Annotated in this window: 22 protein-coding genes; 18 read left to right on the top strand and 4 right to left on the bottom strand. The window is 73.4% G+C overall.

Going from position 1 to position 22562, the window contains the following annotated elements; genetic code table 11:
- Positions 1-96: 96 nt before the first annotated feature.
- Together QCD66_RS29010 and QCD66_RS29005 are read right to left on the bottom strand one after the other, a co-directional pair.
- Positions 97-519 carry a ferritin-like domain-containing protein gene (locus tag QCD66_RS29010; RefSeq protein ID WP_375734475.1) on the bottom strand — a complete coding sequence of 141 codons (423 nt, stop codon included), beginning with the start codon at positions 517-519 and terminating at the stop codon, positions 97-99.
- Positions 520-612: 93 nt separating this feature from the next.
- On the bottom strand, positions 613-1065 hold the full coding sequence (locus tag QCD66_RS29005; RefSeq protein WP_375734503.1) for a hypothetical protein: 453 nt from the start codon (positions 1063-1065) through the stop codon (positions 613-615).
- 259 nt (positions 1066-1324) lie between these two features.
- Between QCD66_RS29005 and rimP the strand changes: the two genes are divergently transcribed.
- The 10 genes from rimP (at position 1325) to QCD66_RS28955 (ending at position 10354) form a co-directional block, all read left to right on the top strand.
- Entirely contained in the window at positions 1325-1978 is a 654-nt protein-coding gene (rimP, locus tag QCD66_RS29000) for a ribosome maturation factor RimP (protein WP_364208000.1), read from the top strand.
- Positions 1975-3018, top strand: coding sequence for a transcription termination factor NusA (gene nusA / locus QCD66_RS28995; RefSeq protein ID WP_357535830.1), 1044 nt, complete (start codon positions 1975-1977; stop codon positions 3016-3018). Before rimP ends, nusA begins: the two co-directional genes overlap by 4 nt.
- Positions 3019-3032: 14 nt before the next feature.
- Positions 3033-3350: a YlxR family protein gene (locus QCD66_RS28990; protein WP_375734474.1), complete on the top strand. Its 318-nt coding sequence runs from the start codon at positions 3033-3035 to the stop codon at positions 3348-3350.
- A gap of 107 nt (positions 3351-3457) precedes the next feature.
- A complete protein-coding gene (gene infB, locus QCD66_RS28985; protein ID WP_407566866.1) occupies positions 3458-6433 on the top strand; it encodes a translation initiation factor IF-2 in 2976 nt (991 codons plus the stop codon).
- A gap of 96 nt (positions 6434-6529) precedes the next feature.
- Complete coding sequence (locus QCD66_RS28980) at positions 6530-7567, top strand: SAM-dependent methyltransferase (RefSeq protein ID WP_364207998.1); 1038 nt, start codon at positions 6530-6532, stop codon at positions 7565-7567.
- A 50-nt stretch (positions 7568-7617) separates the two neighbouring features.
- Positions 7618-7911 carry a DUF503 domain-containing protein gene (locus QCD66_RS28975; RefSeq protein ID WP_357535835.1) on the top strand — a complete coding sequence of 98 codons (294 nt, stop codon included), beginning with the start codon at positions 7618-7620 and terminating at the stop codon, positions 7909-7911.
- 192 nt (positions 7912-8103) lie between these two features.
- Positions 8104-8604, top strand: a complete 501-nt coding sequence (gene rbfA, locus QCD66_RS28970) for a 30S ribosome-binding factor RbfA (RefSeq protein ID WP_375735192.1) — start codon at positions 8104-8106, stop codon at positions 8602-8604.
- Between the two features lie 32 nt (positions 8605-8636).
- Positions 8637-9689: a bifunctional oligoribonuclease/PAP phosphatase NrnA gene (locus QCD66_RS28965; RefSeq protein ID WP_375735210.1), complete on the top strand. Its 1053-nt coding sequence runs from the start codon at positions 8637-8639 to the stop codon at positions 9687-9689.
- 42 nt (positions 9690-9731) lie between these two features.
- The gene (locus tag QCD66_RS28960) at positions 9732-10139 is read left to right on the top strand and encodes a hypothetical protein (protein WP_357535837.1); all 408 of its coding nucleotides are present in this window, start codon (positions 9732-9734) and stop codon (positions 10137-10139) included.
- Positions 10136-10354: a DUF6186 family protein gene (locus tag QCD66_RS28955; RefSeq protein WP_364207994.1), complete on the top strand. Its 219-nt coding sequence runs from the start codon at positions 10136-10138 to the stop codon at positions 10352-10354. The genes QCD66_RS28960 and QCD66_RS28955 overlap by 4 nt, the downstream gene beginning before the upstream one ends.
- A gap of 8 nt (positions 10355-10362) precedes the next feature.
- Here the strand turns inward: QCD66_RS28955 and QCD66_RS28950 are convergent, their stop codons facing one another.
- Positions 10363-10485, bottom strand: coding sequence for a hypothetical protein (locus tag QCD66_RS28950; protein ID WP_357535841.1), 123 nt, complete (start codon positions 10483-10485; stop codon positions 10363-10365).
- Positions 10486-10865: 380 nt separating this feature from the next.
- On the opposite strand from QCD66_RS28950, the gene QCD66_RS28945 reads away from it, so the two are divergent.
- The 8 genes from QCD66_RS28945 to dapB all read left to right on the top strand — a co-directional run bounded on the left by QCD66_RS28945 (position 10866) and on the right by dapB (position 20211).
- Entirely contained in the window at positions 10866-11393 is a 528-nt protein-coding gene (locus QCD66_RS28945; protein ID WP_364207992.1) for an adenylate kinase, read from the top strand.
- 50 nt (positions 11394-11443) lie between these two features.
- The gene (locus QCD66_RS28940) at positions 11444-12772 is read left to right on the top strand and encodes an MATE family efflux transporter (protein ID WP_375735193.1); all 1329 of its coding nucleotides are present in this window, start codon (positions 11444-11446) and stop codon (positions 12770-12772) included.
- A gap of 189 nt (positions 12773-12961) precedes the next feature.
- On the top strand, positions 12962-13846 hold the full coding sequence (gene truB, locus QCD66_RS28935) for a tRNA pseudouridine(55) synthase TruB (RefSeq protein WP_364207988.1): 885 nt from the start codon (positions 12962-12964) through the stop codon (positions 13844-13846).
- Positions 13847-13889: 43 nt separating this feature from the next.
- The gene (locus QCD66_RS28930; RefSeq protein ID WP_357535847.1) at positions 13890-14819 is read left to right on the top strand and encodes a bifunctional riboflavin kinase/FAD synthetase; all 930 of its coding nucleotides are present in this window, start codon (positions 13890-13892) and stop codon (positions 14817-14819) included.
- Positions 14820-14995: 176 nt separating this feature from the next.
- Positions 14996-15265, top strand: coding sequence for a 30S ribosomal protein S15 (gene rpsO, locus QCD66_RS28925; protein ID WP_364207986.1), 270 nt, complete (start codon positions 14996-14998; stop codon positions 15263-15265).
- A gap of 312 nt (positions 15266-15577) precedes the next feature.
- Entirely contained in the window at positions 15578-17950 is a 2373-nt protein-coding gene (locus tag QCD66_RS28920) for a polyribonucleotide nucleotidyltransferase (RefSeq protein WP_364207984.1), read from the top strand.
- A gap of 62 nt (positions 17951-18012) precedes the next feature.
- Entirely contained in the window at positions 18013-19380 is a 1368-nt protein-coding gene (locus QCD66_RS28915; RefSeq protein WP_375735194.1) for a M16 family metallopeptidase, read from the top strand.
- Positions 19381-19431: 51 nt separating this feature from the next.
- A complete protein-coding gene (gene dapB, locus QCD66_RS28910; protein ID WP_375735195.1) occupies positions 19432-20211 on the top strand; it encodes a 4-hydroxy-tetrahydrodipicolinate reductase in 780 nt (259 codons plus the stop codon).
- 162 nt (positions 20212-20373) lie between these two features.
- Here the strand turns inward: dapB and QCD66_RS28905 are convergent, their stop codons facing one another.
- Positions 20374-22476 (bottom strand): glycogen debranching N-terminal domain-containing protein, encoded by a 2103-nt coding sequence (locus QCD66_RS28905; protein ID WP_375735196.1) that lies wholly within the window; start codon positions 22474-22476, stop codon positions 20374-20376.
- Positions 22477-22562 lie beyond the last annotated feature (86 nt).

Below are 22562 nucleotides of genomic sequence, written 5' to 3'. Positions count from 1 at the left end.
CCAGTATACGTACTGGGTATGCAAGGGTTCCCGGTGTCACCGGCGCCCCGTCCGGGCCACCGGTGAACGGGACGGCGCGGACCCGGAACCGCCGGGTCAGCTCACCTTGCCGGGAAACGCGACCGTGAGCGGGACGCCGCCGGCCGTACGGCGCCACCGGGTCGCCCGTACCGCGCAGTCGGTCAGCGCCGCGAGCGCCTGACCACGCTGGTCGCCGGTGGTGACCGGCAGCGCCGCCCGCCACACCGCGGCCGTACGCTCCTCGATCTCGACCGCCAGCCGGAGTGCCGAGGCGACGTCGGTGACCGGGTACGGCAACACATACGACGGTTCCGCCGGCGGTGGCGTGACCGACGTCTCGTTCAGCAGGACCGTCAGCGCGTCCCGGCGAGTCCGGTGGGCCGCCTCGGCGGCCCGCGCGTCGGCCGCGGCGGCGTCCGCCAGCCGCACCCCGATCACCCCGTACGCGTGGATCGCCGCGTATTCGGCGGTCAGCGCCGCCGCCAGTCCCGTACTCACGGCGTCACCTCGCTTCGCTCGGCGCCGCCGTGTTCATCGTGTTGCCTGATGGTTCGTTCGCTGCGCTCGCTCACGCCGTCATACTCCGCTTGCTCACAGCACCTCCAGGTGGGTCGCCCGGGCGGCCGTGATCGAGCCGAGCAGCGCCGCCCGCTCCGCCGGGGCGGCCAGGCAGGCGTCCTGGGCCAGCTTGTGGCCCGCCTCCTCGGCCGTACGCAGCTCCGCCAGGGCGGCGTCGGCTTCCGCCGGCACCTGCGGCGCCACCCCGGTGGCCCCGGACGGCGACGGGGACGGTGACTCCCGGGTCACCCGGACCAGCTCCGCCTCGTGCGCGCGGTGTGCCTGCGCGATCGGCGTCAGCCGGTCGGCCAGGGCGGGATGGGCCGCGGCCGCGGCCTCGTGCCGGGCCGCGAGGCCACGCGCGTCGGCCAGCAGCGGGGCGAGCGGGTCCGGGGCCGGTGGTGGGTCGTCGCCGTCGAAGAGGCCGCAGGCCGACAGCACACCGGTGGCCGCCAGACCGGCCGTGGCGCCCGCCATCCGCAGCAGCCATCGCCGGGAGCGTCCCGGTCCGATGTCGTGGATGTAGGTGTTCCCGCTCCGCACCGGCCAAGTCAACACCATCCGCGCCGCCCGTGGGGCGCCCCCGCCGTCTCCGGCCCGCCGGGTCGGTGCGCCGGCCGATCGGAAGAGCCGTTCGCGCGTTACGCTCTGCGCAGCCGCCGGGCGCGAACGCCCGGTGGCGTACTGGCATGGTTACCCAGCGGCATTGCCCGCCGGGGCCGACGATGGTGAAGGGGTCCGCCAGATGACGCAGCGTGGCCGCGCCTCCGGCAGGCCGGCACCCGGATCGCGCGGCGAGGCCCGGCCGCGCGGCGGCGAGCGCCCCCGTCCCGCCGACCGGCCCCGCGCCGACCTCTCGGCTCGCCGCGCCCGGCTGCGCGCGGTGATCGAACCGGTCGTCACCGCCGCCGGCTACTTCCTGGAGGACGTCTCGGTCTCCCGGGCCGGCCGCCGGCACGTCGTACGGGTGATCGTCGACGGTGAGGCGGGCATCGGCCTGGACGCCGTCGCCGACGTCTCGCGGGCCGTCTCGGCGGCGCTCGACGCCGCCGAGGAGGACGGCACCGAGTTGCTCGTCGGCGAATACCAGCTCGAGGTCAGCTCGCCCGGCGTCGACCGCCCGCTGACCCTGCCCCGGCACTGGCGGCGCAGCGTCGGCCGGCTGGTCAAGGTCACCGCGGGCGAGCGGCAGGTGACCGGACGGGTGGTCGCCGCCGACGACGCCGGGGTGGCCCTCGACGTCGACGGTGTCACCCACGAATGGAAGCACGTCGACCTCGGCCCCGGCCGCGTCCAGGTGGAGTTCACCCGGCTCGACGAGGTGGCCGACGACGATCTCGACGAGATCGACGACGCCGACGAACCCGACGACGACGAAGTGGAGGGCGAGCAGAGGTGAACATCGACCTCGCGGCGTTGCGCGCACTGGAACGCGAGCGGGAGATCCCGTTCGACACGATTCTCGCGGCGATCGAGACCGCGCTGCTCACGGCCTACCGGCACACCGAGGGCGCGGAGCCCCACGCCCGGGTGGAGATCGACCGCAAGAACGGGGCGGCGCTGGTCTACGCCCAGGAGACGGACCCCGACGGCACCGTCGTACGGGAGTGGGACGACACCCCGCACGACTTCGGCCGGATCGCGGCGATGACCGCCAAGCAGGTGATCCTCCAGCGGCTGCGGGAGGCCACCGACGAGGTGCACTTCGGCGAGTACGTCGGCCGCGACGGCGACCTGGTGACCGGGGTCGTGCAGGCGCACGAGGCGCGGGCCGAGAAGGGCATCGTCACCGTCGACCTGGGCAAGCTCGAGGCGGTGCTGCCGCAGTCCGAGCAGGTGCCCGGCGAGGTCTACGAGCACGGCCAGCGGATCCGGTGCGTGGTGGTCCACGTGGCCAAGGGCTTCCGCGGCCCGCAGATCACGCTCTCCCGGTCGCACCCCAACCTGGTCAAGAAACTCTTCGCGCTGGAGGTGCCGGAGATCGCCGACGGCACCGTCGAGATCGCCGCCATCGCACGTGAGGCAGGTCACCGTACGAAGATCGCGGTGCGCTCGACGGCGCCCGGGGTCAACCCGAAGGGCGCCTGCATCGGCCCGATGGGGCAGCGGGTCCGGGCGGTGATGAGCGAGCTGCACGGTGAGAAAATCGACATCATCGACTGGTCCGACGACCCGGCGGCGTTCGTCGGGTTCGCGTTGTCGCCGGCCAAGGCGCTGCGGGTCGAGGTCGTCGACGCCGCGACGCGTACCGCCCGGGTCACGGTGCCCGATTTCCAGCTCTCGCTCGCGATCGGCCGCGAGGGGCAGAACGCCCGACTTGCGGCCCGGTTGACCGGTTGGCGGATCGACATCCGGCCCGATACCGAGCAGTCGGCTCCCGGCGACCGGGGCGTACGTGATCACGCCGCCGAGCCGGGCGGAGCGGTTGCCGGCGCGTAGGGGTAGACTTTCTCGTGGTTCGTCGTGCGTTGCCGGTCCGCACCTGTGTGGGTTGCCGGCGTCGTGCGCCGGCCGCCGAACTGTTGCGGATCGTCGCGATCGAGATCGGTGCTGGTCACAGCCTCTGTCCCGATCCGCGCCGCAGCCGGCCGGGTCGGGGCGCGCACCTGCATCCTGATCCGGCTTGCTTCACGCTGGCGCAGCGACGCCGCGCCTTCGGGCGGGCGTTGCGCATCACCGGGGCACCTGACACCGGTGAGCTGGCCGAGTACCTCCGCGCGTCAACCACTACGTCCGGTCATCCGACCGGACGAGGGTCGCAAGCAAGGTAGGACGACCGACATGAGCACACGATGAAGTCCCTGAAATGACCAGGCTTCAAGTGCACGAGTGAGGTCGCTGCGGGATCTGCCCGCACGACCTCGGAGTGAGGAGTGCAGTGGCAGGCAAGGCCCGCGTACACGAGCTGGCAAAAGAGCTCGGGGTCGAAAGCAAGACCGTTCTCGCCAAGTTGAAGGAGATGGGCGAGTTCGTCAAGTCCGCGTCGAGCACCGTGGAGGCACCCGTCGCCCGGCGGCTGCGTGGCGCGTTCGTCGCATCGTCGGAGCAGCCCTCGGCCCCCGCCGCCCCGACGCCCGCAGCACCGAGTCCCGGCAGCCCCGCCAGGATCTCGGCCAAGCCCATGCCGCCCCGCCGACCGGCTCCGCCGGTCCGGCCGAAGGGGCCGGTTCTCGGCCCGCCGCAGCCGCCGGCAGCACCGGTGGCCAAGCCGGCGAGTGCCCACGACATCGAGGTGGCGGCCGCCGAGGCGCGCGCCGCGGCCCTCAAGGCCGAGCAGGAGGCCGCCGTCAAGGCGGCGCAGGCTGCCCGGCAGCAGCAGCGCGAGGCGCCGGCCCGGCGGGAGCCGCCGGCCGACGGCGGCGCGCCGCGACCGAAGCCGGGTCCGACCTCGGTTCCCCCGCGTCCGGGTTCGCCGGCCGCGAACCGGCCGAGCGCGCCCGGCACGCCGGCTCCGGCGCCGGGTCGTCCCGGTGGCCGGCCGCCCGCGCGTAGCGGCGGCAACAACCCGTTCGGCATCACCCCGGGTGGTCAGCGTCCGGCACCGCAGACCGGTGGCGGCCCGCGGCCCAACCCGGCCTCCATGCCGCCGCGGCCGAGCCCGGCTTCCATGCCGCCGCGGCCGAGCCCCGCGTCGATGCCCTCGCAGCGTCCGGGTCGCCCGGGTGGCGGCCCCGGTGGCGGTGCCGGTCGTCCCGGCGGCGGTGCCGGTCGTCCCGGTGGTGGCGGCGGCGGCTTCCGTCCCGGTGGTGGCGGCGGTGGCGGTGGCTTCCGTGGCGGTCCCGGTGGTGGCGGCGGTGGCGGTGGCTTCCGCGGTGGCCCCGGTGGTGGCGGCGGTGGCGGTGCCGGTGGTGGCTTCCGTCCCGGTGGCGGCGCTCCGGCCGGTGGCGCGGGTCGCCCCGGCGGTGGCGGTCGTGGCCGTGGCGGCGGTGCCGCGGGCGCCTTCGGGCGTCCGGGTGGCAAGCCGACCCGTGGTCGCAAGTCGAAGAAGCAGCGCAGACAAGAGTTCGACAACCTGTCCGCACCGACCATGAGCTCGGGTGCCCCCCGGGGTCAGGGTCAGGTCGTACGGTTGTCGCGCGGCGCCTCGCTGTCCGACTTCGCCGACAAGATCAACGCCAACCCGGGTTCGCTGGTCCAGGAGATGTTCAACCTGGGCGAGATGGTCACCGCGACCCAGTCGTGCTCCGACGACACCCTCCTGCTGCTCGGCGAGCACCTCGGCTTCGACGTGCAGATCGTCAGCCCGGAGGACGAGGACCGCGAGCTGCTGGCCCAGTTCAACATCGACCTCGACGCCGAGGTCGCCGAGGACCGCCTGGTCAGCCGGCCGCCGGTGGTGACCGTCATGGGTCACGTCGACCACGGTAAGACCAAGCTGCTCGACGCGATCCGCAAGGCCAACGTCGTCGCGGGCGAGGCCGGTGGCATCACCCAGCACATCGGTGCCTACCAGGTGCACGTACCGCACGACGGCGTCGACCGCGCGCTGACCTTCATCGACACCCCGGGTCACGAGGCGTTCACCGCCATGCGTGCCCGTGGTGCCCAGGTCACCGACATCGTGGTCCTGGTCGTCGCGGCCGACGACGGCGTCATGCCGCAGACGATCGAGGCGCTCAACCACGCCAAGGCGGCCGACGTGCCGATCGTGGTCGCGGTCAACAAGGTCGACAAGCCGGAGGCGAACCCCGACAAGGTCCGCCAGCAGCTCACCGAATACGGGCTGGTCGCCGAGGAGTACGGCGGCGACACCATGTTCGTCAACGTGGCCGCCAAGCCGGGCATCGGCATCGACGAGCTGCTCGAGGCGGTGCTGCTGACCGCCGACGCGTCGCTGGAGCTGACCGCTCCGATCGACGGGCCGGCCCAGGGTGTCGCGATCGAGGCCCACCTCGACAAGGGTCGTGGTGCGGTGGCGACCGTCCTGGTCCAGAAGGGCACCCTGCGGGCGGGCGACTCGATCGTCGCCGGTGGGGCGCACGGCCGGGTCCGGGCGATGCTCGACGAGAACGGCAAGCCGGTCAGCGAGGCCGGTCCGGCGCGTCCGGTCCTGGTCCTCGGTCTGACCGCGGTCCCGGGCGCTGGCGACACGTTCCTCGCGGCCGAGGACGACCGCACGGTGCGTCAGATCGCCGAGCAGCGGCAGGCCCGGCGGCGGGCGGCGAGCTTCGCCAACAGCCGTGGGCGGGCCACCCTCGAGACGCTCATGGAGCAGCTCAAGGAGGGCGAGAAGACCTCGCTCAACCTGGTGCTCAAGGGCGACGTCTCCGGTTCCGTGGAGGCGCTCGAGGACGCGCTGTTCAAGCTGGACATCCCGGAAGAGGTCCAACTGCGGATCATCCACCGGGGCGTCGGTGCGATCACCGAGAGCGACGTCATGCTGGCGAGCGCCTCGTCCGAGGCGGTCACGATCATCGGCTTCAACGTCCGGGCCTCCAACAAGGTCCGGGAGATCGCCGACCGCGAGGGCGTGGAGATCCGGTACTACACCGTCATCTACCAGGCCATCGAGGAGATCGACGCCGCGCTCAAGGGCCTTCTCAAGCCCGAATACGAAGAGGTCGAGCTGGGCAGCGCGGAGATCCGCGACGTCTTCCGCTCGTCCAAGGTCGGCAACATCTCCGGCTGCATCGTGCGGTCGGGTGTCATCCGGCGTAACGCCAAGGCACGTCTCCTGCGGGACGGCGCGGTCGTGGCGGACAACCTCACGATCAGCTCGCTCAAGCGCTTCAAGGACGACGCGACCGAGGTGCGCGAGGGCTTCGAGTGCGGTCTGACCCTGAGCGGTTACAACAACGTCCAGGTCGGCGACCTCATCGAGACCTTCGAGATGCGGGAGAAGCCGCGCTCCTGACCGATCCGCGTTGATCCGGGGAGGGACCCGTACGGGTCCCTCCCCGGATCGCGTCCTGCCCCGGCCCCTGCACCACCGAAACGGAAGAACCCCACGATGACCGAGTACGCCCTGCTGCTGGCCCCGTCGGCCAACCGCGTCTACGCCGACGCGGCCGGCCGGATGACCCGGGCCGAGCTGGCCGTGCTGGCCGCGGCCGGGGTCCTCGACGGGCCGGTCGGCGACATCGCCGAGCGGGAGATCGCCGGCGTCGGCTACGTCACCTTCGAGGCGACCCCGAGCCGGCGCGACGTCGACCGGCTGGCGAACCTGTCGGCGGCGTACGCGCTGTTCGAGCGGGTCGGCGACGACCTGCTGCGCCCCGTACCGCTGCACCCGCTGGCGCGCTTCGACGACGACCTGATCACCATCCCGAAGTACGCCGGCAAGACCAACGAGCAGTTCACCCGGCTGCTGCTCAACGTCACCCTGCTGGCGTCGGCGTCCGCACCCGGCATGCTCGACCGGCAGCTCGTCGTGCTCGACCCGCTGTGCGGCCGGGGCACCACCCTCAACCAGGCCCTCATGTACGGCTACGACGCGATCGGGGTCGAACTGGACGGCAAGGACGTCGACGCGTACTCGGCGTTCCTGCGTACCTGGCTCAAGCGCAAGCGGCTCAAGCACACCGCGGAGACCACCCCGGTACGCCGGGACCGGCGACTCGTCGCGCGGCGGTTCGAGGCGGTCCTCGCCGGCTCGAAGGACGACTACCGGTCCGGAGCCACCCAGCGGGTCACGGTGCTGCACGGCGACACCGTCCGGGCCCGGGAGTTCCTGCGGGCCGGCTGCGCCGACGTGGTGGTCGCCGACGCCCCGTACGGGGTCGCCCACGGCAGCCGTACCGAACAGGGGTTGTCCCGCCGGCCGTTGGACCTGCTGGCGGCGGCGGTGCCGGTCTGGGCCGAACTGCTCCGCCCCGGCGGCGCGGTAGGCATCTCGTGGAACACCCACGTCGCCCGGCGCGACGAGGCCGCCGCCGTGCTCGCCGACGCCGGCCTGGTGCCCGTGGACGGGCCGGGCTACCTCGACTTCTCGCACCGGGTCGACCAGGCCATCGAACGTGACGTCCTGGTGGCCCGCAAACCCGGGTGAGCGGGAAACCCGGGTGAACCCCGGGGACCGGTTCGCTACGCTGACCGGCGATGTTCACCGGAACCGCGGTCTTCGACCTGCTCCTGCCCGGCGACTCCCGGTCGCTGAAGGCGAAACGCTCCTACGTACGCCCCATCGTCGCCGCCCTGCGCCGGTTCGAGGTGTCGGCGGCCGAGGTGGGCGCCCTCGACCTGCACGGCCGCGCCGAGATAGCGGTGGCCGTGGTGGCCGCCGAGGCGGCCCACGTCCGCACCGTGCTCGACTCCTGTGAGCGGCTGGTGGCCGGCCGCCCCGAGACCGAACTGCTGTCGGTCCGGCGCCGGCTGCACGGCCCCGACGACTGACCGCCCGGGCCGGTGTGACCGGGGTTGCGCCGGCAGGTGTGGCCGGCCGCGGCGAAGGTAATGTTCCAGTCATGGGCACCGGCCCGGTCACCGGCGGCACGACGATCCGGTCGGCCGCCGGCCCGCAGGTACGGAATGTCCGTTGACGGTTGAGCACTGTCCTGGAACGCAGGATGCCGTGGAGGTGGCGAGATGTCGGACCCGGCCAAGGTACGTCGGCACGCGGAGCGGGTACGCGAACTGGTGGCTTCGGTGGTGCGTACCCAGATCAAGGACCCCCGGCTCGGCATGATCACGATCACCGACGCCCGGATAACCGCCGACCTGCGGGACGCGACGGTCTACTACACGGTGCTCGGCGACGCGGCGGCCCAGGCCGGCACCGCGGCCGCGCTGGAGAGCGCCAAGGGCATGCTGCGCAGCACCGTCGGCAAGGCCCTGGGGCTGCGCCACTCGCCGACCCTGACGTTCGTCCTGGACAACGTGCAGGACCAGGTGAAGCACATCGACGAGCTGCTCGCCGCGGCCCGTAACGCCGACGCCGAGGTGCAGCGGCTCGCCGCCCGGGCCCAGCACGCCGGTGAGGCGCAGCCCTACCGGGTGGAGGACACCGACGACGACAGCGACGGCGAGGGCGACGAGGACCGGGTCGGCGGCACGGGACCGGCCGACGCCGCGGAGCACCGGCGGTGACCGACGCCTCGGGCGGCGGCAACGGGGCGGCTCTGGCCGAGCCGCCCGCACCCGGCGGGCCGACGGAGGAGGACTGGGCGGCGGCGGTGGCCGCCGTCCGGTCGTTGCCGGCCGGCGGGCGGGTGCTGCTGATCTGCCACGTCAACCCCGACGGGGACGCGCTGGGCAGCATGCTGGGGTTCGGGCTGGGGCTGCGCCGGCTCGGCGTACGCCAGCTCCAGGCCACGTTCCCCGGCCCGCCCGAGGTGCCGGAACCATTCCGGGCGCTGCCCGGCCTCGACCTGCTGGTGCCCGCCGCGCAGGCGATCGCCGATCCCGACCTGGTGCTGTGCTTCGACGCGGCCAGTGAGTCGCGGCTCGGCGACCTGGTCGACCGGCTCGACCGGGCGCCGGCGATCGTGCTCGACCACCACGCGTCCAACACCCGCTTCGGCGGGATCCACCTGGTCGACCCGGCCGCCGCCGCGACCTCGGTGGTCGCCGAGCGGCTGCTCACCCGGCTCGGGGTGCCGCTCGACCAGGAGATCGCCGAGTGTCTCTACGTGGCGTTGGCCACCGACACCGGCTCGTTCCGGTTCGACATGACCACCCCGGCGGTGCACGAGATGGCGGCCCGCCTGCTCGCCACCGGCATCCGGCCGGGCGAGATCTCCCGGCGGATCTTCGACACCCGCCCGTTCGGTGCGATCCGGTTGTACGGCGAGGTGCTGAGCCGGACGACGCTCGATCCGGCCGCGGCCGGTGGTCACGGCATGGTGTGGACGTACGCGACCCAGGACGACCTGGCCCGGCACGGACAGCGGCCGTACGTCCTGGAGCCGTTGATCGACTCGGTCCGGTGCGCCGCCGAGGCGGACGTGAGCTGCGTGGTCAAGCAGACCGGCACCCGGGAGTGGGCGGTGTCGATGCGAAGCAAGGGCGCGGTCGACGTCAGCCGCGTCGCGGTGGCGCTCGGCGGCGGCGGGCACCGGCTCGCCGCGGGGTTCACCGGGCGTGGCACCGCCCACGAGGTGGCGGCGGCGATCCGGGACGAGTTGGACACGGCACTGATCGATCCGGAGGTTCCGGGACAAGCCGGAGTCTGATCCGGGTTTCCGTCGCACCGGACAGCAGGTGACAATCGGTTGATGGAACAGCCGCAGGAACTCACCGCGTCGGTGCCCCGGGCCTGGGACAGACCACTGGTCACGGTTCCGGTGCTGGCGTTGCTGTCGGTGATCGGGGGTCAGTTCCCGTCGTTCTCCACCCAGGCGAACCTTTACGCGATCGGCACCGGCGGCACGCTGGTCTGGTTGGGGCTGTCCAACCGGTTGCCGCGCCGGCCGGCGCCCCGCTCGTTCGGCCGGCCCGCCGTCTGGTGGGTGCTGCCGGCGGTGATCTTCGCCGTCTTCGAGGGGGCGACGTTCTTCCTCGGGTCGTCCGAGGAGTTCCCCACCTTCTCCAAGCTCGCCGACCCGCTGCTCGAGGAGCCGCTGATCCGTTCGGCGGCCTACTTCGCCTGGCTCGCGGCGTTCTGGGGACTGGTCCGGCGATGAGCGGCACCCGTCTGCTGGCGATCGGCGGCTTCGCCGTGGCCATCGTGCTGTTCCTGGTGATGGAGTGGGCGGCGCGCCGGGAGGGTTCGAGGATTCCGACGCTCGGCGACGTCTGTGCCTACGTGATGCAGTACGAGGTCGGCCGGGTGCCGGTTGGCCGGATCGGGGTGTTCGGCTTCTGGTGGTGGCTGGGGTGGCATTTCTTCGCCCGCTGACCTGGTGATCATTCTCGCATCACGGGAATGGTGCGCAGGATGTGGACCTGAACGATAGCTTGGGTGACGGTGCGCGCCGTGCCCGTCACCGCGCTGCCCCCGTGGGTGGCGATCCGGGCGAGGCCCACCACGTTCCGACCTCCAGGGTCGACCAGACCCGGGCCGGCACGCTGCCCCGGCAGTCCGCTTCCGGTGATCCCGGACGGCCGCCGCCGGCGACCAGCACCACCGCCCACCGCCGATCCGGCCCGCGCCCGACACCCCCGCGTGTCCGCCGCCGGCCGGACCTCCCGGCGCACCCTGGAAGGAACCTCCCATGGCGAGCAAGCCGAAGCCCGAGACCAGCGACGAGGCCCGCGAGCAGGCCCGCCGCGCCCTGCAGACCTCGATGGACACCCGCCAGTAGCGCCGGCGTCCATCGCCGGCCGGGCCGTCCCGGACACCCGGGGCGCCGGCGGCCCACCGTCGCCGTACGGCCGCCGGACGCACGCCCCGGCGATACGATCGGGCCGTGCGCCGGATCCTCGTCGTCGGCAGCGGCGGCGCGGGCAAGTCCACCCTCGCGCGGCAACTCGGCGAGCGGCTCGAGTTGCCCGTCGTGCACCTCGACCGGCACTACTGGCAGCCGGGCTGGGTGGCGACCGAACCGGACCGCTGGCGGGCCACCGTCGGCCGGCTGGCCGCCGCCGACGCCTGGGTGATGGACGGCAACTACGGCTCCACCCTCGACCTGCGGCTGCCCCGCGCCGACCTGCTCGTCCTGTGTGACCTGCCCCGACCGGTCTGCCTGTGGGCGGTGATCCGGCGTCGCTGGCGGTTCCGCGCCACCGGCCGCCCGGACCTGCACCCCGGCTGCCCCGAACGGCTCACGCCGGCGTTCCTGCGCTGGATCTGGAGCTATCCCGGTCGGCCCCGGACCCACCTTCTCGCGGCGGTCGCCGCCCACACGCCACGACTCGCCGTCGTACGGCTGCGCAGCCGGCGCGAGGTGCGCCGCTGGCTCGCCGGCGGCATGGCGTACGGGCGACCGCCCGGGTAAGTGGTCAGGAGGTTGTGACCCATTACCGACCCGTGTGAGGATGCGGGACGATGAGTCACCCCACGGCCCTACCCGCGACATCCCGCGCCACGCTGCGCCGGATCGCCGGCCTCGCCCTGCCCGCCCTCGTCGTGCTCGCCGCCGAGCCCGTCTACGTGCTCGTCGACACCGCCGTCGTCGGTCACCTCGGTCGGGTGCCGCTCGCCGCGCTGGCCGTCGGCGGAACCGTACTGACCCTGATCGCCTGGCTCGGCACCGTCATGGCGTACGGGACCACCGGGCGGGCCGCCCGCCGCTTCGGCGCCGGCGACCGGGCCGCCGCCGTCGCCGAGGGCGTCCAGGCGTCCTGGCTCGCGTTCGCCGTCGGCGTCGCCGTCGCGCTCGGCATGCAGGTCGTGGCCGGGCCGCTGGCGCGTACCCTCGCCGGCGGCGGCACCGAGGTGGCCGACGCCGCCGCGCAGTGGATGCGGATCGCCGCGCTGGGCGCCCCCGGCCTGCTCCTGGCCGCCGCCGGCAACGGCTGGATGCGGGGCGTGCAGGAGACCCGCCGGCCGGTGGTCTACGTACTGGCGGCCAACGTCCTGTCCGCGATGCTCTGCCCGGTGCTGGTCTATCCCGTCGGCCTCGGGCTGCCCGGCTCCGCCATCGCCAACGTCGTCGCCCAGAGCCTCGGTGGGCTGCTCTTCGCCCGCGCCCTGCTCGTCGAGCGGGCCGCCCTGCGCCCCGACCCCTCGGTTATCCGTCGCCAGCTCGCGGTCAGCCGGGACCTGCTGATGCGGGGCGCCGCGTTCCAGATCTGCTTCCTGTCCGCCACCGCCGTCGCGGCCCGCTTCGGCGCCGCCTCGGTCGCCGCCCACCAGATCGCCGTACAACTGTTCTTCTTCACCGCGCTGGCCCTCGACGCCGTCGCGATCGCCGCCCAGTCGCTGGTCGGCGCCGCCCTCGGCGGCGGCGACGCCGACGGCGCCCGCTGGCTGGCCCGCCGGATCGCCCTGCTCGGCGTCGCCTGCGGGCTGGTGTTCGCGGTGCTCATCGCCGTCGGCTCCGGCGTCGTGCCGGGGTGGTTCAGCCCGGACCCGGCAGTACGCGACCAGGCGATGCTGGCCTGGCCGTGGTTCGTGGCGATGCAGCCGCTGGCCGGGGTCGTGTTCGCCCTCGACGGGGTGCTGATCGGGGCCGGCGACGTCCGCTACCTGCGCAACCTCACCCTGGTGGCGACACTGGGCGGGTTCCTGCCCGCCATCTGGGCGGCGTACGCCCTCGACCTCGGGCTGGGCGGGATCTGGGCCGGACTGGTGCTGATGGTCGTCATCCGGCTGGTCGGCCTGCTGCTGCGGACGCGTTCCGGCCGCTGGGCGGTCGTCGGCGCGGTCCGCTGACGCCGCCCCGCGCACCCACCCGGCGCCCCCGGCCGACCCGTCCCGGCCCCCGGTCCAGCTCCTTGATCCCGGTGATCAGGGAGCGGGGAGGCCGGCGCGTCGGCGACACGCCCGACCTGGTCCCTGATCACGAGGATCACGGGTGGGCCGCGGGGAAGGGGAGACGGGGGTCTGGCAGGGTGGACGACCGTGCATAGTGACGGGCTCATCGTGGTTGACAAGGCCGGCGGGATGACGTCCCACGACGTCGTCGCCCGCATCCGGCGACTGGCCAGGACGCGGCGGGTGGGACACGGCGGCACCCTCGACCCGATGGCCACCGGCGTACTGGTCGTCGGCGTCGGCCGGGCCACCCGGCTGCTGACGTACGTGATCGGGTCCGACAAGGGCTACACCGCCACGATCCGGCTCGGACAGTCGACGGTGACCGACGACGCCGAGGGCGAGGTGATCGCCACCACGGCCGCCGACACGGTCACCGACGACGCGATCCGGGCCGGGCTCGCCGCGCTCACCGGCGAGATCGACCAGGTGCCCAGCGCGGTCAGCGCGATCAAGATCGACGGGCAGCGGGCCTACAAGCGGGTACGCGACGGCGAGCAGGTCGAACTCGCCGCCCGCCGGGTCACCGTGGCCCGCCTCGACGTGCTCGCGATCCGCCGCGACCAGCCCGGCGTCGTCGACGTGGACGTCGACCTCGCGGTGTCGTCCGGCACCTACGTGCGTGCCATCGCCCGGGATCTCGGCACGTCGCTGCGGGTCGGCGGACACCTGACGGCACTGCGCCGTACGTCCGTCGGCGGGTTCACCCTGGCCGAGGCGGCCACCCTCGAGGAACTGGAGCGGCGGGCGCCGGACGTGGTGAACCTGCCGCTCACGCAGGCCGCCCGCCGCTACTTCCCGCAGCGCGAGGCCGACGCCGCCGAGGCGAAGGTGCTGTCGCACGGCGGCCCGCTGAAGCCGGCCGGCATCGTCGGCCCGTACGCGGTCTTCGGCCCGGACGGCGGCCTGCTCGCTATCGTCAGCGAACGGGAGGGGCGGGCCCGGGCCGAGATCGTGCTCGCCCCGGCATGACGCGACAGGCGGGCGCGGGGCACGACGGGGGGAAGGAAGGCTGATGCAGCGCTGGCGGGGGTATGACGCGGCACCGGGCGGCTGGGGTCGCGCGGTGGTGACGATCGGGGTGTTCGACGGCGTCCACAAGGGCCATCAGGCGACCATCACGCACGCCGTGAAACGGGCCGGCGACCTCGGCGTGAAGTCGGTGGTGGTGACGTTCGACCCGCACCCGGCGGAGGTGGTCCGGCCCGGATCGCACCCCGCGGTGCTGACCGAGCCGGCCCGCAAGGCCGAGCTGATCGAGGCACTCGGCGTCGACGTGCTGTGCGTCCTGCCGTTCACGGCCGCCTTCTCCCGGCTGCCCCCGGAGGGGTTCGTGCACGACGTGCTGGTCGAGCACCTGCACGCCGCGCTGGTCGTGGTGGGGGACAACTTCCGGTTCGGGCACCGGGCGGCCGGTGACGTCGAGCTGCTCGGTCGGCTCGGGCGCACGTTCGGCTTCGCGGTCGAGGGGGCGCCGCTGGTGTCGCAGGACGGCACGGTGTTCTCGTCGACGTACATCCGGGCCGGGGTCGACGCCGGCGACGTCGAGGCGGCGGCCCGCGCCCTGGGGCGCCCGCACCGGCTGGAGGGGGTCGTCGTACGCGGTGACCAGCGCGGCCGGGAGATCGGCTTCCCGACCGCCAACCTGCTGTGCCACCGCTACGCGGCGGTGCCCGCCGACGGGATCTACGCGGCGTGGCTGGTGTGCCGGGGGCAGCGGCACCGGGCGGCGGTGTCGATCGGCACCAACCCGACCTTCAGCGGCCGGGAACGGCGGGTCGAGGCGTACGTGCTGGACTTCGACGGCGACCTCTACGGTGAGCGGCTGGCGCTGGACTTCGTGGCGCATCTGCGGGAGATGCGCCGGTACGACGGCGTGGAACCGCTGGTCCGGCAGATGGCCCTGGACGTCGAGCGGACCCGTGCGGTGCTCACCGACGGGTGACGGCGACCGGCGGCCCACCGGCCAGGCAGGACGTGCCCGGTGGGCGGTAGCGCGAAGGCGCGGTTGCGGGCTGGTAACCTGGGCGGGACGTCGGGTTACCGACGGTGGGCCTCGCGTGCCTGCACGACGCCGCGGGTGCGAGGTTTGCGATCCAAACCCACGGAAACAGGGAGAAAATGGCGCTCGACCAAGAGTCCAAGGCTAAGATCCGCCAGGAGTACGCGACCGTCGAGGGTGACACCGGTTCGCCCGAGGTGCAGGTCGCGGTGCTGACCAAGCGGATCGCGGAGCTGACCGAGCACCTGAAGGTGCACAAGCACGACCACCACAGCCGTCGTGGTCTGCTGCTGCTGGTCGGTCGCCGCCGCCGGCTGCTCAACTACCTCCAGAAGAAGGAAATCAACCGCTACCGGTCGCTCATCGAGCGGCTCGGCCTGCGTAGGTGACTTGTCGGGGGAGCGGCCGGTGCCGCTCCCCCCGAGTCCGTCACCACGGAACACGTCGCCGACCCGGCGACGATCGAGACCACCCGTCGCCGCCGAGGCGACACTCGAGACCACCGTCGCCACCGGCGACGGCACGACAGGGCACCAGCGCCCTTGCCATCGTGAGCCGGTCAGCGCACCGGTCCTCGGTAGTGGCCCCCGGGCCAGCCGGCCGTTCCGAGCCGGCTCCCCCGGGCGCTTCGATCGAAGACCGGCTGTCTGAACAGCTCCGGCGGGGTCGTGGGCCCACGATCGAAGGAGCACGAAACACCTATGACCGAGCAGACCAATCTCGGCAACCAGCACAGCAGGGCCGTCATCGACAACGGTGCGTTCGGCACCCGTGAGATCGTCTTCTCGACCGGCCGGCTCGCCCGGCAGGCCGCCGGATCGGTGCTCGCCCAGCTCGGCGAGACCGTCGTCCTCTCCGCGACCAGCGCCAGCAAGCAGCCGAAGGAGCACTTCGACTTCTTCCCGCTGACCGTCGACGTCGAGGAGCGGATGTACGCCGCGGGCCGCATCCCCGGCTCGTTCTTCCGTCGCGAGGGCCGGCCGAGCGAGGACGCGATCCTCACCTGCCGCCTGATCGACCGCCCGCTGCGCCCCTCGTTCGTCAAGGGCCTGCGCAACGAGGTCCAGGTCGTGGCGACGGTGCTCGCCCTCGACCCGGCGCACCCCTACGACGTGGTCGCGATCAACGCGGCGTCGATGTCGACCAAGCTGTCCGGCCTGCCGTTCTCCGGCCCGATCGGGGCGACCCGGGTCGCGCACGTCGACGGCCAGTGGGTCGCCTTCCCGACCCACGAGGAACTGGCCCGGGCCACCTTCGACATGGTGGTCGCCGGCCGGGCGCTGCCCGACGGCGACGTGGCGATCATGATGGTCGAGGCCGAGGCGACCGAGCACACCGTGGCCCTGGTCGCCGGTGGCGCGCCCGCCCCGACCGAGGAGGTCGTCGCCGCCGGCCTGGAGGCTTCCAAGCCGGCCATCCGCGAGCTGTGCCGGGCGCAGAGCGAGCTGGCCGAGGTGGCCGCCAAGCCGGTCGCGGAGTTCCCGGTCTTCCTCGACTACTCCGACGACGTCTACGAGGCCGTCGCCGCGGCGGTCCGCGGCGAGGTCGCCGAGGCCCTCAAGATCGCCCCGAAGGCCGAGCGCGAGGACGCCCTCGACCGGATCAAGGACAAGGCTTACGAGCAGCTCGCCGCCACCTTCGAGGGGCGCGAGAAGGAGGTCGGCGCGGCCTTCCGCTCGCTGACCAAGTCCGAGGTGCGGGCCCGCGTACTGCGCGACGAGATCCGCATCGACGGCCGGGGCCTGCGCGACATCCGCCCGCTGACCGCCGAGGTCGGCGTGCTGCCCCGGGTGCACGGCAGCGCCCTGTTCGAGCGCGGCGAGACCCAGATCATGGGCGTCACCACGCTCAACATGCTCCGCCTGGAGCAGACGCTGGACACCCTGTCGCCGGAGAAGTCCAAGCGCTACATGCACAACTACAACTTCCCGCCGTACTCGGTCGGCGAGACCGGCCGGGTCGGTGCGCCGAAGCGGCGCGAGATCGGGCACGGCGCGCTCGCCGAGCGGGCCCTCATCCCGGTGCTGCCCAGCCGCGAGGAGTTCCCGTACGCCATCCGGCAGGTCTCCGAGGCGCTCGGCTCCAACGGCTCGACCAGCATGGGCTCGGTCTGCGCCTCGACCCTCGGCCTGCTCTCGGCCGGTGTGCCGCTGAAGGCACCGGTCGCCGGCATCGCGATGGGCCTGATCTCCGACGAGGTCGACGGCAAGACCCGCTACGTGACGCTGACCGACATCCTCGGTGCCGAGGATGCGTTCGGCGACATGGACTTCAAGGTCGCCGGCACTCCCGAGTTCGTCACCGCGCTCCAGCTCGACACCAAGCTCGACGGCATCCCGTCCGACGTGCTGGCCGCCGCGCTGCAGCAGGCGTACGAGGCCCGGCAGACCATCCTCGACGTGATGCGCCAGGCGATCGAGGGCCCGGCCACGATGTCCGACTACGCGCCGCGGGTGACCACGGTGAAGATCCCGGTCGACAAGATCGGCATGGTGATCGGCCCGAAGGGCCAGACCATCAACGCGATCCAGGACGAGACCGGCGCCGACATCTCGATCGAGGACGACGGCACGATCTACGTCGGCGCGACCAACGGGCCGGCCGCCGAGGCGGCGGTCGAGCGGATCAACGCGATCGCCAACCCGACCCTGCCCAAGGTCGGCGACAAGTTCCTCGGCACGGTGGTCAAGACCGCCGCGTTCGGCGCGTTCGTGTCGCTGCTGCCCGGCCGGGACGGCCTGCTGCACATCTCCAAGGTCGGCGACGGCAAGCGGGTCGAGCGGGTCGAGGACTTCCTCAACGTCGGCGACAAGGTCGAGGTGCAGATCGCCGACATCGACGCCCGCGGCAAGATCTACCTGGACAAGGTCCGTCCCGAGGGCGAGGAGGCCCCGGAGGCGGCCGAGGCCGAGGCCGGTGGCGAGCGTCCGCCGGCCCGGGACCGGTCCGACCGCGGCCCGCGCGACCGTGGTGACCGGGACCGCGGCGACCGCGGCCCGAGCCGTGGTGACCGGGGCGAGGGCGGCGAGGGCGGCGGCGAGCAGCCGCGCCGGCGCCGCAACCGGCACAGCTGACCCGTCGGGCCGTACGTCGAGCTAGGAGCAATGGTCACTTGAACCGGGCGGTGCGACCCACATTGCTCCCAGCTCAGCGCACCGGCGGTCGATCCGATGGCCGCGCGGCCGCCCGATCCAGGTCGGGCGGCGGCGGCCGGGCGGTCACCCGCACCCTGGGCGGCACGGTACGCCGTACCGTGCTGCCCAGCGGGCTGCGGATCCTCACCGAGGCGATCCCGACGACCCGCAGCGTCTCGTTCGGGGTGTGGGTCGCGGTCGGCTCGCGCGACGAGACCAGGCCGCAGTGCGGCGTCTCGCACTTCCTCGAACACCTGCTCTTCAAGGGCACCCACAAGCGCGACGCGTTGCAGATCTCCGCGGAGATCGAGGCGGTGGGCGGCGAGACGAACGCCTACACCACCAAGGAATACACCTGCTACTACGCGCGGGTGCTCGACGAGGACCTGCCGCTGGCGATCGACGTCGTGGTCGACGCGGTCGCCGACTCGATCCTCACCCCGGCCGACGTCGAGACCGAGCGGGGCGTGATCCTCGAAGAGATCGCCATGCACGACGACGAGCCCGGCGACGAGGTGCACGACCTGCTCGCCCGGGCGGTCTTCGGCGACCACCCGCTCGGCCGGCTCATCTCCGGCACCGAGGAGACCATCTCGCCGATGAGCCGGGCCCAGATCCAGGGCTTCTACCGGCGCCGCTACACCGCACCGTCCATCGTGGTCGCCGCCGCCGGGAACCTCGAACACACCGAGGTGGTCCGGCTGGTGCGTGCCGCGCTGCGCGGCGGGCCGCTGGACACCGGACCGGCCGCGCCGGCACCGCGCCGGTCGGCGATCCGCCCGGTACGCACCCGGCGGGCCGACACCGTCGTCGAGCACAAGGACACCGAGCAGGCCCACCTGGTGCTCGGCTGCGCCGGCTTCGGGCGGCTCGACGAGCGGCGGTTCGCGCTCGACGTCCTCAACAACATCCTCGGCGGCGGCATGTCCAGCCGCCTGTTCCAGGAGATTCGTGAGAAGCGCGGGCTGGCCTACTCGGTCTACTCCTACTTCAGCCAGTACGCCGACGCCGGCATCTTCGGCGTCTACGCCGGCTGCGCCCCGGGCAAGGTCGACGAGGTGCTGGAGCTGATCCGGGCCGAGTTGGCCGAGATGGCCGCCCACGGCGTCACCGAGGCGGAACTGGCCCGCGGCAAGGGCATGACGCGCGGCGGCTACGTGCTCGGCCTGGAGGACACCGGGTCGCGGATGAGCCGGATCGCCAAGGGCGAGCTGCTTTTCGGCGACCTGATGACCGTCGAGGAGTTGCTGGCCCGGGTCGAGGCGGTCACCACCGCCGACGTCAACGCGGTCGCCGCCGACCTGCTGTCCCGCCCGATGTCGCTGGCCGTCGTCGGCCCGTTCGACGACGGCGATTTCACCACCGCCTGAACCGGCCCGCACGTCGTACCCGGACCGGGCCGGTGGGATAGGTTGTGCCCCGTGACTGACGAGCGTGAACCCAGGGACCGGACGGGTGGACCGATCCGGGTCGGCGTGCTGGGCGCCCGGGGACGGATGGGCCTCGAGGTGTGCCGGGCGGTCGACGCGGCCGCCGACGTCGAACTCGTGGCGGCCATCGACCAGGAGGACCCGCTGACCGCCGCCGCCGACGCCGGCGCGCGGGTGATCGTCGACTTCACCACGCCCGACGTGGTCATGGACCACCTGAGCTGGGCCGTCGACCAGGGCATCCACGTGGTGGTCGGCACCAGCGGGTTCACCAACGAGCGGCTGGACCGGGTACGCGGCTGGCTCGCGGACCGGCCGGACGTCGGCGTCGTCATCGCGCCCAACTTCGGCATCGGCGCGGTGCTGATGATGCAGTTCGCCGCCCGCGCCGCCCGCTTCTTCGACTCCGTCGAGATCATCGAGCAGCACCACCCGAAGAAGGTCGACGCGCCGAGCGGCACCGCCCTCCACACCGCCCGCGTGATCGCGCAGGCCAGGGCGGCCGCCGGATCGGCGCCGATGCCCGACGCCACCGCCGACGAGATGGCGGGCGCGCGGGGCACCCTGGTCGAGGGCGTACGCGTGCACTCGGTGCGTGCCGCCGGCCTGGTCGCGCACCAGGAGGTGCTGCTCGGTACGGCCGGCGAGACGCTGACGATCCGGCACGACTCCCTCGACCGGGCCTCGTTCATGCCCGGCGTGCTGCTGGCCGTCCGCGAGGTGTCGCGCCGGCCCGGTCTCACCCTCGGCCTCGACGCGCTCCTGGACTGACCCCCGTCGGTCCGCCGTCACCGGCCGTCCCCGGCCGTCCGGCCTCGATCGTCTGTCGTCCGGACACTCGACACGCCGGCGCGGGAGTGCCTGAGCAGCAGACGATCACCACGACCGTGAGCCGGGCCGTGCCGGCAGGGGCCGCACTCCGGGCTGCGCCGGTCAGGGCTCGACGTCGACGGTCAGGCCGGCGGGCAGGCCGCTGATCCGGGCCGTCCCGTCCCGGTCCACGGCGACGTCGACCGGGCTGCCGGCCACCCGCAGCCCGCTGACGCTCAGCGCGCCGAACGGGCCGGGACGCAGCGGACGCAGGCGCACCCGGCCGGCCGGCACGTCGGGGTCGAGGCCGGTCGCGGCCTGTAGCAGCACGACGGCGACCGCCGCGGACCATGCCTGCGGCCGGCAGGCCGCGGGGTACGGCACCGGGCGGCCGACCGTCCGGTCGTCGCCGCCGAAGAGTTCCGGCAGCCGGTAGTCGAACGCCTCACCGGCGGCGAGCAGGCCATCGGCGAGCCGGGCCGCCGGCACGCTGAATCCGCCGCGGGCGAGGCCGGCGAGCACGATGGCGGTGTCGTGGGCCCAGACCGAACCGCAGTGGTACGACAGCGGGCTGAACGCCGCGTCCAGGTCGGACATCGTACGCAGGCCGAAGCCGCCGGACAGCGCGACCGAGGAGAGCAGTTCGGCGACGGTGGTCGACTCGGCGCCGGTGAGCAGGCCGGTGCCGAGCAGGTGGCCGATGTTGCTGGTCAGTGAGTCGACCGGGCGTTTGCGGCCGTCGAGGGCGAGTGCCGGCTGGGGGCCGAGCGGGCCGTCGACCCAGAACCGGGTGCGGAAGCGTTCGGCGAGTCCGGCGGCGTAGCCGCGCCAGCGGTCGCCGCCGGGGCGGCCGAAGGCGTCGAGGAGGGCGGCCCCGGCGACGGCCGCCTCGTACGCGTACCCCTGCACCTCGGCGAGGGCGACGGGTGCCTCGGCGAACCGGCCGTCGTGGAACCGGACCGCGTCGAAGGAGTCCTTCCAGCCCTGGTTGGCCAGGCCGTGCCCGCTGGTGTCGACGTACTCGACGAAGCCGTCGCCGTCGGCGTCGGCGTGGTCGGCCAGCCAGCCCAGTGCCGCCTCGAGGTGCGGCAGCAGGTCGGCGACCTCGGCCTCGGGCAGGCCCCAGCGCCAGGCGTCGTGCAGCAGCGAGATCCACAGCAGGGTGGCGTCGACGGTGCCGTAGTAGGCGGCGGGCAGGCTGAGACGGTCGCCGCGCAGGTGGAACTCGTGCCGGCGCAGCTCGTGCATGATCTTGCCGGGGGCCTCGCCGGACTCGCCGTCGACCCGGGTGCCCTGGCGGCGGGCCAGCGTGCGCAGGGTGCCGCCGGCCAGTTCGGTGCCCAGCGGCAGGAGCATCCGGGCGGCCCAGATGCTGTCCCGGCCGAAGAGGGTGAGGAACCAGGGCACGCCGGCGCCGAGGAAGACGTCGTGCGGGGTGTCGGCGGTGGCCAGCCGCAGTGCGGCCAGGTCGTCGACGGACCGGTCGACCAGGCGGCGCAGCCGGTGGTCGTCGGCGGTCACGGTGGGCCGCGACCAGGCGGTGTCGCCGACCGGGCGGACGACGACGGCGCGCGGGTCGTCGACCGCGAGCCGCCAGCGCAGCGTGGTCCGGGCGCCGGGGGCGAGCCGGACCGGCCAGGTGATCCGGTACGCGCCGGTCGGGTCGGCGGCGGTGGCGGTGCCGACCGTCGCGGGCCGGACCGGACCGCTCACCTCGCCGGCTTCGGCGGTGACCGTGACGGTGGTGCCGTCGGCCGCCCAGACCAGTTCGCCGGGCCGGCCGGTCTTGGCGGTCAGCGGTTCGCCGTGGCCGCCGGACTTGACCACCTCGATCGGGGCGAGGTCGCAGGCCAGGTCGACGGTGACGGTGGCGGTCACCGGCAGCCCGGCGGTCGAGGTCACCCGGATCTCCTCGGTGAGGCCGGCCGGCGTCATCCGCCGTACCCGGTCGAGGCGGACGGTCGGGTCGGGGGTGGGGTCACCCAGCCAGCGGGCGAGCGCCACGAAGCGGGCGCCGTACGGGCCGTCGGGGGCGTGGGTGAGCGGCTCCGGCTCGCGGTCGTCAACGCGTAGCAGGGCCTGGGAGAGCACCCGGGCGTCGGCGTGGAAGACCCCCTGGACCCCGGCGGCGCGGATCTGGCCGTCCGGTCCGGCCAGCGCGCTGGTCGGGGCCAGGACGAGGCCGACGAGATCGTGCAGCAGCGGTTGCAGGCGGCGGTCTTCCATGGGCGCTCCTGTTCGCAGGGTGGAGGACAGGGTCGCGGACGCGTTGTCGGGGAGTTGACAGAACCGTGTCCGCAGTGTCAAAGTGC

The organism is Polymorphospora sp. A560, assembly GCF_045781765.1.
Lineage (GTDB): Bacteria > Actinomycetota > Actinomycetes > Mycobacteriales > Micromonosporaceae > Polymorphospora > Polymorphospora lycopeni.
This window is presented reverse-complemented; position numbering and strand designations above follow the sequence as displayed.